Source organism: Marinomonas sargassi, assembly GCF_025716875.1.
GTDB lineage: Bacteria > Pseudomonadota > Gammaproteobacteria > Pseudomonadales > Marinomonadaceae > Marinomonas > Marinomonas sargassi.
The window spans coordinates 70,402-88,919 of record NZ_JAOVZB010000003.1; the positions used below are offsets into that span (position 1 = coordinate 70,402).

The 18,518-nt window shown below is 41.4% G+C and carries 17 protein-coding genes; 2 read left to right on the top strand and 15 right to left on the bottom strand.

Going from position 1 to position 18,518, the window contains the following annotated elements:
- Positions 1–29: 29 nt before the first annotated feature.
- The 8 genes from OFY17_RS07190 to OFY17_RS07225 all read right to left on the bottom strand — a co-directional run bounded on the left by OFY17_RS07190 (position 30) and on the right by OFY17_RS07225 (position 8,299).
- Positions 30–1,184, bottom strand: coding sequence for a PQQ-dependent sugar dehydrogenase (locus OFY17_RS07190; RefSeq protein WP_263530047.1), 1,155 nt, complete (start codon positions 1,182–1,184; stop codon positions 30–32).
- Between the two features lie 163 nt (positions 1,185–1,347).
- Complete coding sequence (locus tag OFY17_RS07195) at positions 1,348–1,860, bottom strand: sugar O-acetyltransferase (protein ID WP_263530048.1); 513 nt, start codon at positions 1,858–1,860, stop codon at positions 1,348–1,350.
- A 98-nt stretch (positions 1,861–1,958) separates the two neighbouring features.
- The gene (gene tal / locus OFY17_RS07200; RefSeq protein WP_263530049.1) at positions 1,959–2,909 is read right to left on the bottom strand and encodes a transaldolase; all 951 of its coding nucleotides are present in this window, start codon (positions 2,907–2,909) and stop codon (positions 1,959–1,961) included.
- Positions 2,899–3,924, bottom strand: a complete 1,026-nt coding sequence (gene dusA, locus OFY17_RS07205) for a tRNA dihydrouridine(20/20a) synthase DusA (protein WP_263530050.1) — start codon at positions 3,922–3,924, stop codon at positions 2,899–2,901. The genes tal and dusA overlap by 11 nt, the downstream gene beginning before the upstream one ends.
- Positions 3,925–4,111: 187 nt before the next feature.
- Positions 4,112–4,891 carry an ABC transporter ATP-binding protein gene (locus tag OFY17_RS07210; RefSeq protein WP_263530051.1) on the bottom strand — a complete coding sequence of 260 codons (780 nt, stop codon included), beginning with the start codon at positions 4,889–4,891 and terminating at the stop codon, positions 4,112–4,114.
- The gene (locus OFY17_RS07215) at positions 4,888–6,000 is read right to left on the bottom strand and encodes a FecCD family ABC transporter permease (protein ID WP_263530052.1); all 1,113 of its coding nucleotides are present in this window, start codon (positions 5,998–6,000) and stop codon (positions 4,888–4,890) included. The genes OFY17_RS07210 and OFY17_RS07215 overlap by 4 nt, the downstream gene beginning before the upstream one ends.
- A gap of 151 nt (positions 6,001–6,151) precedes the next feature.
- Positions 6,152–7,291: an ABC transporter substrate-binding protein gene (locus OFY17_RS07220; protein WP_263530053.1), complete on the bottom strand. Its 1,140-nt coding sequence runs from the start codon at positions 7,289–7,291 to the stop codon at positions 6,152–6,154.
- A gap of 138 nt (positions 7,292–7,429) precedes the next feature.
- Entirely contained in the window at positions 7,430–8,299 is an 870-nt protein-coding gene (locus OFY17_RS07225) for a LysR family transcriptional regulator (protein ID WP_263530054.1), read from the bottom strand.
- 198 nt (positions 8,300–8,497) lie between these two features.
- Here OFY17_RS07225 and OFY17_RS07230 point away from each other — a divergent pair, with 198 nt between their 5' ends.
- Positions 8,498–9,613, top strand: a complete 1,116-nt coding sequence (locus OFY17_RS07230) for an S-(hydroxymethyl)glutathione dehydrogenase/class III alcohol dehydrogenase (RefSeq protein WP_263530055.1) — start codon at positions 8,498–8,500, stop codon at positions 9,611–9,613.
- 113 nt (positions 9,614–9,726) lie between these two features.
- Complete coding sequence (fghA, locus tag OFY17_RS07235; RefSeq protein ID WP_263530056.1) at positions 9,727–10,569, top strand: S-formylglutathione hydrolase; 843 nt, start codon at positions 9,727–9,729, stop codon at positions 10,567–10,569.
- A 77-nt stretch (positions 10,570–10,646) separates the two neighbouring features.
- On the opposite strand, the gene OFY17_RS07240 is transcribed toward fghA, so the two are convergent.
- The 7 genes from OFY17_RS07240 to OFY17_RS07270 all read right to left on the bottom strand — a co-directional run bounded on the left by OFY17_RS07240 (position 10,647) and on the right by OFY17_RS07270 (position 18,516).
- Positions 10,647–11,990, bottom strand: coding sequence for a YHYH protein (locus tag OFY17_RS07240; protein ID WP_263530057.1), 1,344 nt, complete (start codon positions 11,988–11,990; stop codon positions 10,647–10,649).
- Between the two features lie 350 nt (positions 11,991–12,340).
- Positions 12,341–13,378 (bottom strand): porin, encoded by a 1,038-nt coding sequence (locus OFY17_RS07245; protein WP_263530058.1) that lies wholly within the window; start codon positions 13,376–13,378, stop codon positions 12,341–12,343.
- 426 nt (positions 13,379–13,804) lie between these two features.
- Positions 13,805–14,743, bottom strand: a complete 939-nt coding sequence (locus tag OFY17_RS07250; protein ID WP_263530059.1) for a class I SAM-dependent methyltransferase — start codon at positions 14,741–14,743, stop codon at positions 13,805–13,807.
- Positions 14,744–14,801: 58 nt separating this feature from the next.
- On the bottom strand, positions 14,802–15,170 hold the full coding sequence (locus tag OFY17_RS07255) for a DUF2750 domain-containing protein (RefSeq protein ID WP_263530060.1): 369 nt from the start codon (positions 15,168–15,170) through the stop codon (positions 14,802–14,804).
- A 145-nt stretch (positions 15,171–15,315) separates the two neighbouring features.
- Complete coding sequence (locus OFY17_RS07260; RefSeq protein ID WP_263530061.1) at positions 15,316–16,329, bottom strand: adenosine deaminase; 1,014 nt, start codon at positions 16,327–16,329, stop codon at positions 15,316–15,318.
- Positions 16,330–16,451: 122 nt separating this feature from the next.
- Positions 16,452–17,519, bottom strand: a complete 1,068-nt coding sequence (locus OFY17_RS07265) for a BMP family ABC transporter substrate-binding protein (protein WP_263530062.1) — start codon at positions 17,517–17,519, stop codon at positions 16,452–16,454.
- 64 nt (positions 17,520–17,583) lie between these two features.
- Positions 17,584–18,516, bottom strand: a complete 933-nt coding sequence (locus OFY17_RS07270; RefSeq protein ID WP_263530063.1) for an ABC transporter permease — start codon at positions 18,514–18,516, stop codon at positions 17,584–17,586.
- Between the last annotated feature and the right edge of the window lie 2 nt (positions 18,517–18,518).

The following is an 18,518-nucleotide window of genomic DNA, read 5'->3' on the forward strand; positions in this document are numbered from 1 at the left end:
TTTAAGAATACGTTATGCAATATTGAGCTTTATTTTTTGAGGGTCAGTCTTAGTAACTTACCTGAGTCTGTCGTTAGATAAATTACGCCATTTGAATCCACTGCAATAGAGCGCAACCTCTCATCTAATTCCTCAAGGAAACGTTGTTCACTGGTACTACCATCGTCATTGATAGACACTTTATTTAAATGACGTTTCGCCAATGCCGTTGAAAGAAAATCGCCTTTCCAGTTAGTAAATTCACCTCCTTGATAGCGAAGAAGGCTACTCGGAGCAATGGAAGGAATGAACACCTTTAAAGACTTCTCTATACCTTCTTTTTCGGTTCCTTCACCGATAGATGAAAAGTTCCAATACTCTTTACCATGGGAGACAATAGGCCATCCGTAATTGGCACCTGACTTAATTAAATTGATTTCATCACCGCCCCGTGGACCATGCTCATTAGACCAAAGTGTTTGGGTTGATTGGTCATAATAAATGCCTTGTGGGTTTCTATGTCCATAGCTCCAAATGGCTGCGGCTACATTTGATTGGTTAACAAAAGGGTTATCTTCTGGAATAGAGCCGTCCGTATTAAGGCGTAAAATACTGCCTGCTTGGTGAGTTAGGTCTTGAGCATTATCACGCTCACCGCGGTTACCAATAGTGAAAAAGACATGACCTTTGCCATCAAATGCGATACGGGAACCATAATGCTTGTTGCCAGACTCATGTGCATTGGAGGTATAAAGATCTTGCCACTCAGTGAGTGTATTTTCTGTCACCTTTGCTCTGGCTAGGCTTGTGCTTGAGCCTTCAGATGAAGGTTTTGAATAAGTGAAATACAGCCACTCTTGTAGCTCGTTCTTAGGCGATTGTTTATTGTCAGGTGATACGCCATTACTAGCTAATATCGCAATATCCAATAAGCCGCCTTGGCCTGAATCGTCTAGCTTGGGTAGACCTGAAATAACCTGTGTTTGACCAGAGTCCAGATCTACTCGGTACAGTGAGCCACTTTTTATTGTCACAATAGCTGTGTCATCATTTAATAAAGTTATACCCCAAGGAATACCATCGAAGGTATGTATTTTTTCTACTTGAAGTTGGTCATTGCTTATTTCGGTGGTGGAGGTAAAAGCATTTGAAGAAAAAGCACTAACAGCTAATGCCGTGATGAATAGTGATGTTTTGCATTTCATTATTTTCTTCCTCGCTTTTGCCAATTTGTCTTTGAAAGGTTCTTCTTTAAAACAATAAACTTTAGAAGACTGAGTATACAAATAAAGCATGGAAATACCGTGTAAACAGCGTGAACTTTTACAGAGTAAGAAGAGGCGAGTAGTGGATTACTATTCTTTTTTATTAGCCGAAATAACGGCTATTGGCAGGTACGTCTTTCCTGACCACGGCATTCGCGGCAATAATGGCATTATCCCCAATAGTGATACCGGGTAAGACTTTCGCGCCGCCACCAATCCAAACATTGCTACCAATATGAATCGGTTTAGCAGAGCAGTATCCTTGTTTACGTAAATCCGCTTCTCTCGGGTGATCTACTGTATATAGATGAACAGCAGGGCCGAGTAGGGTGTTGTCGCCAATGTGTACCGCAGCACTATCTAAAATCACACAATGGAAATTGATATACACATTTTTTCCTAGGAGGATTTGCGAGCCATAGTCACATTGGAAGCCGGGCTCAATAATCACATCGGTAAAGTCAGCAAAGAGCCGAGTAATATGGCGTAGATTACCCTTGCTTGGGTGGGCATTAAACTTAGCGCAGGCTAATCGCGCCGCTTCTCTTCTTAAACGTAAGTCTGTGTCTATGCCATTGAAGGCTTCGCCACGGGTCATCTTTTCAAATTCAGTCATAACTTCTTATTTAATCTAACTAATTATTTAAGTGTTAGTAATAAATACAAAAAACGCGACCTAGGTCGCGTTTTAAATACAGAGCTTTTAAAAGCTGTTTATAGCATGGAAGCTAGAGTCACTTCTAATTTACGCTGATCGACTGCGAAGTTACGGATGCCTTCAGACAGTTTTTCAGTTGCCATCGCATCTTCGTTCATTGCCCAACGGAATGCGGCTTCTGTGATGGCTGCTGGAGCAGGTTTCACTTCAGTAGCAGGGATAAGCTTACGCTCTAGAGTGCCTTCGTCTTTCTTAAGCTCTTCTAGTAAAGCTGGGCTAATAGTTAGACGGTCACAACCTGCAAGTTGCTCGATCTCACCGATGTTACGGAAGCTCGCGCCCATTACTACTGTGTTGTAGCCATGGTCTTTGTAGTAGTTGTAGATCTCAGTAACAGAAACAACACCCGGATCTGTTTCTGCTGTGTACTCTTCGCCCGTTGATTTTTTGTACCAATCAAGAATACGACCAACGAAAGGTGAAATCAGGTAAACACCCGCTTCAGCACAAGCCTGTGCTTGAGCGAAAGAGAACAACAAGGTTAGGTTACAGTTGATGCCTTCTTTTTCTAGCTCTTCAGCGGCTTTAATACCTTCCCAAGTAGAAGCAGCTTTAATCAATACGCGGTCGCGTGATACACCAGCTTCTTCGTATAGGGCTATGAGTTTACGTGCTTTAGCAAGAGTTGCTTCTTTATCAAAAGATAAACGTGCATCCACTTCTGTAGAGATACGGCCCGGTACGTATTTTAGGATTTCTGTACCAACGATAACGGCTAGCTTGTCACCCGCGTCTAAAATTTGCTGATCTTTATCGTCGCTTTGTGTTTTTGCCCAAGCAACCGCTTGCTCTAGGAAAGGAGCATACTCTGGAATTTGTGCTGCTTTTAGCATTAAAGATGGGTTAGTTGTCGCATCTTCTGGCAAAAAGTCTTTAATCGCTGCGATATCGCCTGTGTCAGCAACAATAGTCGTAAATTCTTTTAATTGCGCTAGCTTATTGCTCATTTCTAGTGTCCTTTGTTTGATGATATTTAACCAATTCAATGGCTTTCAATAGTACATTTATATCTGCATCTGCTTTATGGCCATTTTCTGAAAGGTAGCGTCTAAATTGCTTACCACCTGCTTGACCATGAAAAATACCTAAAATATGACGTGTTAAGTGCTGTAAACGATCACCTTTTTCTAATCTTCCCTTTACGTAGGGAAGGAAAGAATCAATTGCTTGAAATCTATCTTCTAACCATTTTGGTTGGTTAAAGATCATCTCATCAACACGGCTTAAAATCCATGGATTATGATAGGCTTCACGACCCACCATCACGCCATCTACATGATTAAGTTGATCTTGACATTCTTCTATCGTTTTTATGCCGCCATTTATAATTATTTCAAGGTCTGGAAAGTCCTGTTTTAGCTGATGTACATAATGGTATTTCAGCGGCGGTACTTCGCGGTTTTCTTTAGGACTAAGTCCTTTTAGAATAGCGTTTCTCGCATGGACGATAAAAGTGTTCACGCTAGTGCTGGCAATGTCACCGACAAAGTCTCTTAAGAAACCGTAGGACTCCTCTTCATCAAGGCCGATTCTATGTTTAATGGTCACAGGAATATCGCAATGGTCTTGCATGGCTTTCATGGCATCTTTTACTTTTTCTGGATGAGCCATTAAGCAAGCGCCAATTAAATTGTTTTGCACTCTGTCACTAGGGCAGCCAACATTTAGGTTAAGTTCATCAAAGCCAGCAGCTTGAGCCAATTGTGCACATTTTGCTAATTCGTTTGTATTTGAACCACCTAATTGAAGGGCAAGAGGGTGTTCACATTCATCGTAGCGTAAAAAACGCTCAAGCTGGTTGCCATAAACTAACGCCCCAGATGTCACCATTTCCGTATATAAAAGCGTGTTTTTCGTGAGAGATCGAGCAAATACGCGAAAATCTGGTGTTGTCCACTCCATCATGGGAGCGATAGAAAAAGTGCGATCAAGCTTGGCAGGTTTTGAATTATCGTTTGGCATTTATAAATCGTTTCTAATGTTAGAGCTGCATGATAGGAAAAGTGTGCTCTATTGGTATTTTGTATTTGAACTAATGTGATTTGATTATCTCATAATGAATCTTATGATCCTATAAGGTAGGGCTTCCATCCATAAAAAAAGCAAAGACATCATCATAATGTCTTTGCTCTTAACAGTTTGATTCTTATCAAGCTCCCTCTAATAATTCCGCATCAAGGTAGAGTTGTCCTTTACTGCCAGTCTCCAATAGCGTTTTGACTTTGTAAGCCTCACCTAATATAGGCATCGCCAACACTTTATGAGCATCGCCTTGGGTTTGTATTACGCCCTTATCCAATAAGATAATTTGGTCACAAAATTTGGCGGCCAAGTTCACGTCATGTAAGGCGGCAATGGTAATGAGTCCTCTTTCAATGGTGAGCTTTTTTATCACGGTTAGGATGGACAGTTGGTGGTGCAAGTCCAATGCGCTGGTGGGTTCATCTAAGAGAATCACCTTGGGTTTAACCACAAGAATGCGAGCAAGGGCGACGAGCTGTTTTTGACCGCCGCTGAGTTCGCTGATGTTCTTTTCGGCAAGGTGCTCAATATTCAGTAGAGCCAATATTTCTGCCACTTGCTGAATATCTTCTGGCTTGACACGCCAACCTGATTTTTGCTTAAGCGATACTAAAACGGACTCGAAAACTGATAAGGCGAGACTGCTGTAAAAAGACTGTGGTAAGTAGATAACATCACGAGCTCGCTCTATCTTGGAGTAATCCTTTAAGTTCTTGTCGTTTAAAACAACATCGCCCGATTGTGTTTTTATTAACCCTGCAATGGATTTAAATAAGGTGGATTTCCCTGCGGCGTTTGGGCCTAAAAGGGCGGTAAAGCTGCCTTTTTCTAAGTTGGCTATGCTCAGCTCTTTTAGCACAAGGTGCGACCCATAGCTGGCCGTTAAGTTAGTAACGGATAAACTCATAAGCTCTGCTCCTTAGAATGTCGCATGATGATGGCGAGGAAAACGGGGACACCAATAAGCGCGGTGATGATACCGATAGGGTAAATAATGCCCGGAGTGATCGATTTACTGACGATGGAAGTCACGCTTAACATTAACGCGCCTAATAAAGCGGATAGGGGGATGAAGTAACGTTGATTTTCTCCCACTAACAGTCGAGCAATATGGGGACCCACTAGGCCAACAAATCCAATGGTTCCCACGAAAGCGACAGCGGTAGCGGCTAACAAAGAAATGCAAATCAGTATTTCAACCCGTAATCGAGCTAGGTCGATACCCATACTCAAAGCATTTTCTTCTCCTAATCTTAGGGCGGTTAGTTGCCATGTACGCATCATGCAAAATGGTAGTACAACACAGAGTAGGCCAGTCCCCCAAAATATTTGTAGCCAGCTTGCTCGATTTAAAGAGCCCAGCATCCAAAACACAATACGTTGTAATTCTGTTTCTGATGCACCATATTCCATCATGGCTAATAGGGCGTTGAAGGCGAAGAAAATGGCGATACCAAAGAGGATAATGGTTTGCGTGCCGACACCTTTTAAGCGCATTAAGAGGAGAAGCAAACCACAGGTGCCTAGAGCAAAAACAAAGGCATTTAATGTAACGAGCAAAGAGCCAACATTAGCGGCAAAGCCAATACCTGTAACAATTGCAAGGGCAGCACCAAAGCTGGCAGCAGAAGACACGCCCAGTGTAAAAGGCTCTGCTAACGGGTTGTTAAGCAATGTTTGCATTAATGCCCCAGATACCCCTAGCATGGCCCCAACAATCACTGCAGTTACAGCTATGGGTAATCGATAATCCCAGATGATTACCTCTAACTTGATTCCGTGGGAGGTTTTATCTAGCAGTACATCGAGTACAGTGGAGAGAGAGAAGTTGCCGGGTCCTATGCTCACATCGACGATTAAGCTTAATGTTAATAAAATCACTACCATTAATAGCATTTGGATCTTTTTACTTTCACTGGCAACAAAACCGTGAATAAGATCATGTTGCTTTTTCAATATATTTTTAGGAATCTCTGCGTCTTGGTTAGCGCTGAGTTGTTGAGTTTCACTGGACATAAAAACCACTCAAAATGAAGAAAAGGCCCAAAAGATAAGCCGTTTTTAAATAGCGAGGTCATCATAGATAACCCTTCATATAGTAAAACGCTCCCTTTTATTTGCCATTAAAGTGACAATAAAAGGAAGCGTATTCAATCAATTGAGTGGGCTATTTCAACTTATGCCAAAACACACCACTGAAATCGATAGGAAGGAAACGATCGTGCAGCTCAATGAAATTGGCTGTCGTATCTAGGTCCTTAAAGTCCTCAGGGTAAAACCACTTAGCGAAGGTTTGTAGAGCGATAAAGTGATATGGGCTGTTATAGAACTGGTGGTAAATAGAGAAGAAGTTTTTTGACTTCACGGCATCCAGCTCTGGCCAACCTTTACGATCTGCTAATGCTTGCAAACGTACTTGAGCTAATTCTGGTGTTGCCTCATAGCCAAGTAATACCGCCGCAGTATTTGGATTGGTTTCAGCCCAGTTTGCCCCTGTACCTATTATGTAATCTAGCTTATCGCTAAAGATAACCTCAGGGTTTACCGTTCCGCTAAAGCCCGGGAATTTACGGCTACCCCAGTTGATGCCGCCGGCTTCATCCACTAAACGACCTAGGTTAGCGGCACCAAAAGTGCTGCAACATTTATCAGGGTTGTAGCCTGCAGCACGCTCGATAAAGACAATAGGGCGCTCTTCTGGTTTTTTCTGAAGGACAACTGAGCTGACCACTCGCATTTGTTCTACGTAGTAATCGATAAAATCATTCGCTTCTTTTTCGCGATCTAATACTTTCCCTAACATGAGTAAGCTAGGTACGGTGTTCTGTGTTGGTCTCTGTCTGAAATCAACAAACACGACTTTAATGCCTGCTTTTTCCAACTTAGTCAGTAGGCCACTTTCTTGTGCTTTTAATAAGTTGCCTAAATTTAGAATAAACAGATCCGTATCTAGGGTGATAATTTTTTCTAAGCTGAAATCCCCAGTATATGGGCTACCTAGGTTTTCAATTTCAGCAATTTCAGGGAAGGCTTTTAAGTATTTTCGATATGCATCAGGGTCGTATTGCATTAGGTCATCTTTCCAGCCTACGACCCTTTTAAGTGGATTATTTTTATCCAGTAGGGCGAGTGAATAGGTCAGTCGGCTTTCACCTAATACGATATTTTCAATTTTATCTGGGTCTAGGCTGACTTTACGCCCCGCCATATCCGTGACTTCAATTACTTCTGCTGAAGCGCCAAAAGCGGCTGCTAAGAACGCAGGAGCTAATAATTTTTTAACAAATGAGCGTTGGATACCAAGCATGTTTCTTCCCTTGATTGTTGGTTAATGCCTTATTTTAACGATCAATGAAAGATATGTAAATGATAATTATAATCGTTTACGTTTACTATCCTGAATTATCATAAATGTGGTAATAGAACGTACTTGGTTAATATTGTATTAGTCGATATTCTCAATTAAGTACTCGCAAACGGCTTGCAGTTTGGGGGAAGGGTGGAGAGATTTTGGGTACACCAACCAGACACCACTGTATGGATATTGATACTGGGTTAACAGAGGGATTAACTCCCCAGATTCAAGATATTCGTTGACGTAATAATCTGGAAGCTGCGCTATACCTAGGCCTTTTCTCGTGGCATCTAATAAAGCCACACCTGAGTTACTTCGATATTGGCTGGCGACTTTAATCTCTTTCCTTTGACCATTTTCTTGAAATAGCCAGTGATTCTTTGAGCCAAGTAAACATTGATGTTTACTGAGTTCTGCTAAGGTATGAGGTATACCATGTTGATCAATGTATTGACGAGAAGCGCACAGGTGCTCAACACGATTACATAATCGACGAGATAAATGACTGGAATCCTTCATGGCTCCCATTCGAATGGCAAGGTCGTAGCCTTCTTCTATTAAGTCCACGGTTCTATTGGTTAAATGAAAATCTAACTCTATATCTGGGTGGTCAAGTAAGAAGTTATTCATGATGGGGGCAATGTAGCGTTCCCCAAATGTGGTTGAACAGGTCATTTTAAAGTTGCCAACAGGTGTTTGATTGAGCGTTGAAATAACTTCTTCTGCGCTACTTAATGCTTCGGGTAAAGATCGACAATTTTGATAATACAGTTCGCCTGCTTCACTTAGACGAATACGACGGGTGGTACGAAACAATAAGGTGCTACCTAATTGAGATTCAAGCTGTGTGATTAGCCGACTAATATGAGAGGTAGATACCTTTAATTTCGCAGCGGCTTTCGAAAAGTTACCCTGTTGAACCACCTCCACAAAGGCCTCCATCGCTTCCCAGTTTCGCACTTTTGGTTCCCTCTTTTTAAAGTGATTTTCTAAAATGACAATATTTGATTGTTATATTATATCATTATGGCAGCATATAAATAAGATTGTTGCTATATAGCAACAATCTTTTCCTAATGGGGTTATTATCCTGCTTATTCTTTCGGTCTATGCTGGCGTTATAACTGAACATAAATCGATAATATTTTGGAGAGTAGGATGAAATGTAAAGCGGCTGTTGCTTGGGGTCCAGGCGAACCTTTAAAAATTGAAGAAGTTGATGTGCAAGACCCTCAAGCGGGTGAAGTGTTAGTACGTATGGTCGCAACCGGCGTGTGCCATACTGATGCATTTACTTTATCTGGCGAAGACCCAGAAGGAATTTTTCCTGCAATCTTAGGGCACGAAGGAGCAGGAATAGTAGAAGCCATAGGTGAGGGCGTAACAAGCCTGAAACCGGGGGATCACGTTATTCCTCTTTATACGGCTGAATGTGGCGAGTGTAAATTCTGTACATCAGGTAAAACTAACTTGTGTCAGGCAGTACGTGAAACACAAGGCAAAGGCTTGATGCCTGATGGCACGAGCCGTTTTAGTATTAATAGCGAACCGATTTATCATTACATGGGTACTTCTACCTTTGCTGAGTACAGTGTGGTTGCGGAGATCTCTTTAGCGAAAATCCATGTTGATGCGCCGTTAGAAAAAGTCTGTTTACTTGGATGTGGTATTACTACGGGTATTGGTGCCGTTTTGAATACTGCGAAAGTAGAAAAAGGCGATACGGTTGCGGTATTTGGTTTGGGAGGGATTGGTTTATCTGTGATTCAAGGTGCTCGTATGGCTGGGGCATCACGTATTATTGCTATCGATATTAATGAGTCTAAATTTGAAATGGCAGAGCAGTTTGGTGCGACAGATTGCATTAATCCAAAGAAATTTGATGCGCCTATTCAGCAAGTTATCGTGGATATGACTGACGGTGGTGTGGACTATTCATTTGAATGTATTGGTAATGTTCAAATTATGCGTCAGGCACTTGAGTGTTGCCACAAAGGCTGGGGCGAGTCCATCATTATTGGTGTGGCGGGCGCAGGTCAGGAAATTTCAACGCGACCATTCCAGTTAGTAACGGGTCGTGTGTGGAAGGGCTCTGCTTTTGGTGGTGTCAAAGGCCGAAGCCAATTACCGGGTTATGTAGAGGACTATATGAATGGCAAAATTGAAATTGACCCTTTTGTCACTCACACCATGGGCTTGGAAGACATTAATAAGGCCTTTGATTTGATGCATGAAGGTAAGAGTATTCGTACTGTTATCTTGTTTGATCAGTAACATTTCGATTAATACTATTATGGCGGCATATATCGATTATGATACTCGATATATGCCGCTTAGATTCGAGCTATTTCTATAATTGAATTATAGGAATAAGGAGTAGCGAAACGATGGAGTTATTATCTAGCACAAAAACGCACGCTGGTTGGCTAAAGCGTTACCGACACAAGAGTACCTCGGTAAAAGGCGATATGACGTTTGCTGTTTACCTGCCCCCACAAGCAGAAACTCAACGTGTCCCCGTGTTGTATTGGTTGTCTGGCCTGACCTGTACGGATGAGAATTTTATTCAAAAGGCTGGGGCTTTTAGAAAAGCCGCTGAATTGGGGTTAGCGATAGTGTGTCCTGATACCAGTCCTCGTGGTACAGATTACCCGAATGAACATGAGAGTTATGACTTTGGTTCAGGGGCGGGGTTTTATATAAATGCCACAGTGGAACCTTATTCAGGCACCTACCACATGTATGATTATGTGGTGGATGAGTTGCCGCGATTAGTTGAAGAGCATTTTCCAATTACTGAAAAACGTTCTATTTCAGGTCACTCGATGGGCGGCCACGGCGCATTAATTTGCGCTTTGAAGAACCCTAATCGCTATCAATCTGTCTCTGCCTTTGCACCTATTGCTAACCCAACTCAATGCCCATGGGGAGAAAAAGCCTTCACTGGTTATCTTGGGAATGACAAAACCACATGGGAAGAGTGGGACGCGACTTGTTTGGTGAAAAATCTGATAGGGCAGCTTCAACAAGGTCTTCCGTTGTTTATTGATCAAGGCGAATCTGATGACTTCCTTGATGAACAATTAAAGCCCCAAGCCCTAGAGGCTGCTTGTGAAGAAGTTGGTCAGCCAATTACCTTACGTCGACAAGCTGGCTATGATCACAGTTACTTCTTTATTTCGAGTTTTATAGAAGAGCATTTAGAGTTCCACTTTAATGCACTGAGTTGAGTTTTGAATAGGAAATTAAAAAGGGTTACTTTTAATAAATAAAGTAACCCTTTTTTGTGTCACAGAATATGAATCGCTTATCGTCTAGGAGGTGGTTCTGGTAGCGCTGCTTTTAACTCTGCTTCAGAGACACCTAATACTTTTGCCACTTCAGCTAAATTTGCGTTTGGTCCGCCAGCATTGTTTAGGGCATTAAATAGCTCGTCTGCTGTGATACCCAATTTTGTTGCCGCTTCTTCGAATCCTGGTGGTATACCCATACCTCTTTCATTCACCTCTTGACCATTTCCTCCTTGTCGGCGATCTGGTCGACCTTGCTCAGGCGGCTGACCTTGTTTAGCTCCTACACCTTCTGCTCCAACACCTGCTTTTGCAGTAGTTGAAAAGTTATTTTTAGCCATAACCCCTATTAGGCACTTAGGTAGATTTGGGAAGTTGGTAGAGGCATGGTAGTGATATACTTTTTCTAGTTTGTTTGGCACGTATCCGACATGACCATTACAAGCGTCAAGGTCCGTTGGTTCTTCTCCATTCTCTTCTGTACTTCCGTAAATGCCTATACCATCGAATGCATAGCCGAATAATGCTGATGAGCTTTGTGTTAGTTGACACTCAGCTTGTACACCTTCTTTTTCGTACACTGTGTTTATATCCGAGGCAGTTCCATGATAATGATACCAGCCGCCGGGGTCCACATGGCCTGCGCAAGTATCTAAAGCGGGGAGGTGGCCTGTTCTCAAAACACTAGGCGCGTCAGAAAAAATAGGAACACCTGAAAGGGATATTCCTACTTTGCTTACTGTTCCAAGCTCGTTAGGTGTTGCCGCTTTCATTGGGTTGGTAGGGATAAGAAGTGTCATTTCCACCTCTTTGTCAGCTCGCATGTTAATACAGGTATTTGGGTACTTTGGCTTTGCCCCATCTCCTGTAATGAATACCTGACCTTCATCGTTATAGAAACTATAACCTTGTGCTTTCAGCATTTCGAAGAACTCACCATCTAGGCGATATAAGCCTTCTTTGTCTCCGTCCCATTGCCAAATGCCGCCATCTTCATCCAAGCTTTTTGGGCAAAATGGGCCTACTTCTAGGTCGTCAGGCTTATATTTTACTGTCATTTGCGCACATTCACTTTGCAGGCCGTTTTCTAAAGTACAGGATACTATCTCTGGCGTTTGACTCATTGCTGACGGGTTAAATAAAGATAGGTTGATCTGCGAGTATAGAGTGCTTGCTGATTGTAGTGGTACATGACTTTCACGGTTGGAATTATTGTTATGGCTATGCCCGTTGTGGCTGTGTCCATTATGGTGTGAATGGTTTTTTTGGGTAGGGTGCTCATCATCAGGTAAAGAGGAGCTGCAGGCTGTTAATACTGCACTTGTTGTTAATACAGCAAATAGATAGTGTGATTTTGTCATGGTATGAAAGCCTCAAAAAGCAGGGGAGGAGGAATGTTGATACGGCGTTGGAATATATAATTCATGAGAAGAAGCGGCAAATGACTTTAATCAACTTTACACAAGCTAGAAGAAATACTGACTCTCAATGAAGTGTATTGTTGTAGAGGTAGGTCTGCTTAGAAATTTGAGGCTAGATGATATCGAAAAGAATGATCTAATTAATAAACGAAGAAAGCCAACCCAAATGGGTTGGCTTTCAATTCTATTAATAAAGAGTACTTACTTAAGGCTCATAACCCATCTAAGAAAAGGGGGTAACCTAGAAAGGTTAGATGTACTAAACAAGAAACTCTTTATTTATAAGCTGCTTAGAAATCAAGGCTTAAAAGCATACCAGCAACACTTACATCATCTTTAGTTTGGTTGAAAGATGATGTTGCTGTTCTTGTACTATCTCCGCGCCAGTAAGTACCATTCTGAGTTCCAGCTTCTACATAAAGTTTAGCTAGTTTACTGAACTGGTATACCGCACCAACACCTTGTTGGGTGTAGTTATCATAACTTGAATCATGGTTATCAATTGCTTCGTAACCTGCATATACAGAAAGTTTACTATTTACTTTATACGTCACGTTTAGCTCGTAACCTGTCGAGCGAAGATCGGTTGTTGATGCGTCAGTGAAGTCGACATCCATTTCACCATATAATGCGCCAAGTTTAACCTGGCCAATAGAGTATTCAACTTGAGCCTGCCAAAAGTCGACGGTGATTTCTTCATCAAAGTCAGTTTCGCTACCAAAACCACCTTCTATAAGGAAATCGCCTACTTTAACATCACCAGCAAAAGCAGTTCTTTTAGGTTGCTCTTCATCGTCATCACTAGTGGTATTTGCTTCAGAAGCAACAACATAGGTACCTCGAATTTCGTAATCATCACCTTCATAAGCGGCAAAGAATGACTCGTTGAATTTAGTACCACCGCCATCTTGATCACCAGATGCTCTACCAAGGTCAACTATCTCAAATGAATCAATACCTAGTGGATCAATGGCATCTTCTTGGAAACCAGCTCGAACTGTCACATCGCCAATTTCTACACCAGCCCAAATTTGATCGTTTTGAAGGGTATTGTTATTTTCAGACTCCATAGTCCAGTCAGAAGCTGCAATAAAGGTTAAATTATCGTCAATCTTCCATTTGAAGTCGAAGTCTACATCGTCAAAGTTTGCTTCTGCTTCTGTTCTATTGTCATTATCTGAATCGTGTTCAATAAGAAGGTCAATATCACCATTTAAATTAAGAGTAAGGTCGTCAGTTTTGATTAAATCGACAGCGTAAGTAGAAGTAGATACAGCCGCAGCGATTGCTGTTAGGCCAAAAGCGGTTACAAGCTTAGTTGCTTTCATTGGATTTCCTCGTTTTTATATTTATTTGTACAAATCTAATTTTTAGCGTTTTAATTATGCATTAATTAAGAACATTTTTAATATATCATACAATAATAAGAAAACAACAGTATTAATTTATTCTTTTTTATTTAAATAAAACTGTTTAGTTTCAATGGTTTAGTTGTTTTTGTAATATCTTTTGGATTTAGTTAGGAATATTTTTAATCTTTAAATGATCAATTTTTTGTAAAGAATGGCAGTTTTTAGTAATTCAATATTTTGCTTACGCTGAGGAAATAGTTGTGCTGGCGAAATCAATATACCTACTTTTTTGTAGGTTTTTCCGTACAGCTTGTTTGAGTGTAGCCTAAAATTTTCTTCTGGCAATTTCTCTAAAAGAAAATCGATGGTTGGTGATAAGGTCTAGAGGGAAATGCGAAAAGACTAGCACTTATGAAAGACTAGCGCTTTAAGGCCGCTTTCTAGGTTGATGTCTGGAAATTCTGGTGGGTTTTCAAGTCTATACTGGAAGCTTAGTTCGGGCGATTCTTGTTTCATGCCTTGAATAAGAAAGTCGGAAGTAAGTGTTGGGTCGTTAACACAAGCGAGCACTTTTCCTGAGCTGGTTAATAGCTCTGGAAGTCGCCTAAGAATTTTCTGGTAATCCTTGGTGATAGCGAAACTACCACGCTGGAATGTGGGGGGGTCTATGATGATGAGGTCATATTGGCCGTATTTCTTTATTTTTCCCCATGACTTAAAAATATCGTGGGCAAAAAACTGTACCGAGGTTAAATCGTGCTTATTTAGCCTGTGATTTTCACGACCACGGGAGAGTGCGCCTTTCGCCATATCAAGATTGACGACTTGCTCTGCACCGCCAGCCATAGCTGCAACAGAAAACCCGCAAGTGTAAGCAAAAAGGTTAAGCACACGTTTATTTTGACTTTGCTCTTTTACCCATTTTCGACCAAAACGCATGTCTAGGAAAAGTCCCATGTTTTGGTTTTTGCCAAGGTCTAACTGAAAGAGTAGTCCATCTTCATTTGCTATAAGCTGCGAAGGGTGGTTACCCCAAAGACATTCGCTAGGACTTTTCTCTCTACTACGGTGCTGTAATATCAAGGATTTTGCAAAAGATTTTTGCCAACTGCCTTCTTCTGTCCAAGATAGTAATGTCTGTGAAAGCTGCTCTAATTCATCCTCACTTGGCTCTTTAAACAAGGCAACTAAAACATGCCCTTCTAACCAATCCACTGTGATTTGTTCTAGATTTTGATAGCACTTACCACGACCATGAAAAAGCCTAATAGCACCACTCGGTTGAGCGTTGAGTTGTGATAAGACATGTTCTGTTAGAGTGGAAAGTGCTTTTGTATCCATAATTTTGTTCTGGCTTTATTGGCTTAGAATAATTGATTAAAAAGTATTGAATAGAGGGTTAGGCTTTTAGGTCTGCCGCGTGCTCTTCTGCAGAGCAAACAATGCATTCCCCTGCAAGGTTAGGTGCGACACCTACTGCATACTTATCTTGAGTCATTCCTGTTAGCCAAGTTTCTTGCCATGTTTTTGCAGTAATTTCTAATGCAGAGAAGCCTTCATAGTCTTTTTTCCCCCAATCAGTAGCAAGAGCTTCAGCAGGCCATATTGGTAATACTTTGTCTTGACCTAGCTCAATGATTAAACAGCCTTCAGCATCCATAAGAGTCCAAATAGAGTTTCCGCTTTTTATGTACTCAATTACTTGTGCGTATCGATCGCTGCTTGGTGAACGGTAAAAAGTGTCATCAAATAGGGTGCTGTTTGTCATTGTCTGTATCTCTAAGGTGAAGAAGCGGGGATATTAACATAAGGGAAAACAGACTATGAAAAAGAATGCTCATTTTAAGATTCTTTTTCATAGTTTTATAAGAGAAGAGAATATCTCTAAATCGAAAAACGAGATAGGTGTAGATTTACTGGAAAAGGCTTTCTAGTTGTTCTAGATGTGTAGTTTTTTGAGATTCGTCCATCCAGCTTAACTCAATGCCATTGATAGCCAGTTGTAAAAGCTCTTGTTTTGTAATGCCACTTTTCTCGATAAGGGCTATGTAGTTATCGTTCATATAACCACCGAAATAAGCAGGGTCATCGGAGTTAACTGTGGCTTTTAACCCTTGTTGCAACATGGTTCGAATCGGGTGCTCTTTCATGTCTTTGACGACACAAAGCTTTAAATTTGAAAGAGGACAAACTGTTAACGCTAAGCCTCTTTTCTTAATTTCGCTGATAAGGTTTTCGTCTTCAAGCGCGCGATTACCATGGTCTATACGGTCTACATTAATTACATCAAGCGCCTGCCATACGTATTCTGGTGGACCTTCCTCTCCTGCGTGGGCAGTTATTTTTAGCCCTAGGTCACGGCACGCTTTAAATACATTGGCGAATTTTTCTGGGGGGTGTCCTACTTCAGAGCTGTCTAAACCGACACCATCAATTGAAGGTAGGAATGGCTTAGCAAATTCTAGGGTCTCAAAAGCACTTACTTCACTAAGATGGCGTAGGAAAGACATAATGAGTTTGGATGTCATGCCCCATTTAGCTTCGGCGTCTTTAAGTGCTTTGTGAATACCATTAATTTGCACATCAAAAGGAACACCTCTAGAAAGGTGACCTTGAGGGTCAAAAAAAATTTCTACATGAACCACATTTTCAGAGTGTACCTTGGTCAAATAGGCCATGGTTAAGTCATAAAAATCAGCCTCATGGAGTAGTACTGACATGCCTTGATAATAAAGGTCAAGGAAGTCTTGTAGCTGAGTAAATTGGTAAGCTTCTCTTAACTCATCAACGGTCTTGTATGTCAGCTCCACTTGATTTCTTTGGGCAATGGCAAACATCTGCTCAGGCTCAAAAGTACCTTCAATATGCAAATGAAGCTCTGTTTTAGGCATTTTTTTAGCAAGTGAAATTAATGAGTTCGCGTCCATACAGGTACCTTGATTTAGTGCTTTATAACGAAGACGTTGAAAATAAGTTTTATTAAAAATAGTGAGAAATTAAAAAGCACAGTCAACATGGGTTAACTGTGCCTATGGGTAGAATAGAGAGATTAGCGAGGAATTTCGCCCTCGATACCTTCAACATACCAATTCACTTGTGCAAGTTCGACATCGTTTAATGTGTAGCCTGCTTTTACAACAAGGTTGCCTTTGTTGTCTGTGATTGGTCCAGTGAAAGGTTTGATTTCACCTGATTTCACAGCAGCGTATGTTTCGCTGATTTTTGCTTTAACATCCGCTGGAAGATTTGGGTTGATAGATTCAATCGTTAGAATCTCTTCTTTGAATCCACCCCAGTAATCTTGTGGTTTCCAAGTGCCTTTCATAACAGCGTCAGCAATGCTGATGTAGTAAGGAGCCCAGTTATCACGAACAGAGAAGATGTGTGCTTCAGGAGCAAATTGACTCATGTCAGACGCTTGACCAAAAGCACGCATGCCACGTTTTTCAGCTGCAATTAGAGGAGCAGGGCTATCAGTGTGTTGTACTAGAATATCAACACCTTGGTCCATTAAAGCATTGGCAGCATCGGTTTCTTTACCTGGATCATACCAAGTGTTTACCCAAACAATTTTCATTTCTACGTCAGGGTTAACTGTTTTCGCAGCCATGTAAATAGTGTTGATATCACGGATAACTTCTGGAATTGGGAAAGAAGCGATGTAACCAATTTTATTGGTTTTTGTCATCATGCCTGCAGTCACACCAGAAACATAACGGCCTTCGTATGTACGTAGTACATAAGTACCAACGTTCTTAGAACGCTTGTAGCCAGTCGCGTGTTCGAAAGTTACTTTAGGGAAACGCTTAGCCACTTTGATTGTTGGGTTCATAAAGCCAAACGACGTTGTGAAGATCAGGTCGTTACCTGCTTTTGCTAGTTGAGTGATAACACGCTCAGAGTCAGCACCTTCTTCTACGTTTTCAACGAAAGTGGTTTCCACTTTATCGCCGAAATGCGCTTCTAGACCTTTACGGCCAAGATCATGCTCATAGCTCCAACCCAAGTCACCAACAGGACCAACGTAAACAAATCCTACTTTCAATGGATCTTCTGCTTGAGCAATGCTTGCTCCTGCAAGAAGTCCCAGACCAACTAATAAACTCTTAAGTTTCATTTTTAGCTCCTATATTTGGCCTAAGGCCGTTTGTCTTCAAGAATGAAGTATTAATTAATTCTGTTTACGCCATATTACGTGGATTAAATGGCTTACCTAGAGACCTTGGGGCAAGCAGTTTTTCTTTGAAATGATCGGCACTGATGATGACCATAACAACGACTGTAGCCACATATGGCAGCATGGCTAATAGGTTAGGGGAGATAGATAACCCTAATCCTTGTAATACCAAGTGCATAATACTAGCTAGACCAAACAGGTAAGCGCCAAGCATGATTCTTCCTACTCGCCATGATGCAAAAACCACTAATGCTAGGGCGATCCAACCGCGTCCAGAGGTCATGCCTTCCACCCACATAGGTGTATAAACCAAAGACATGTAGGCACCAGAAATACCTGCCATAGCTCCGCCAAACATGACGGCCAAGTAACGTACTTTAAGTACCTTGATACCAATGGCATTTGCCGCATTTGGATTTTCGCCTACCGCTTTAATTGTCAAACCAAGTCTAGTTTTATTGACCACGAAGATGAGTAATCCTGTCATAAAGAAGGAAAAATACACCAATATATCGTGGTTAAATATAATACGGCCAAGATACGGAATGTCGGATAAAACAGGAATAGCTATAGGTTGGAAGCCTTGTAAGGTTTTACCAACGTAATCGGCACCTACAAAAGCACTCAACCCTGTGCCAAAAATAGTTAAAGCAAGGCCTGTTGCCACTTGGTTGGCGCCAACGTGCAAAACAAGTACTGCAAATATCAGGCTCATAATGGAGCCCATCAGCATAGCAGCAATAACACCAAAGCCCATGTTTCCAGTGCTGTAAGCAGCTAGGAAGCCTACCACAGCACCCATTAACATCATGCCTTCTTGGCCTAGATTTAAAACACCTGTTTTTTCACAAATGACTTCGCCTAACGCAATAAAGAGTAGGGGAGTACCTGTTTTAATGGCGGCAAATAAAATTTGTACAATAAGGTCCGCGTCCAAAG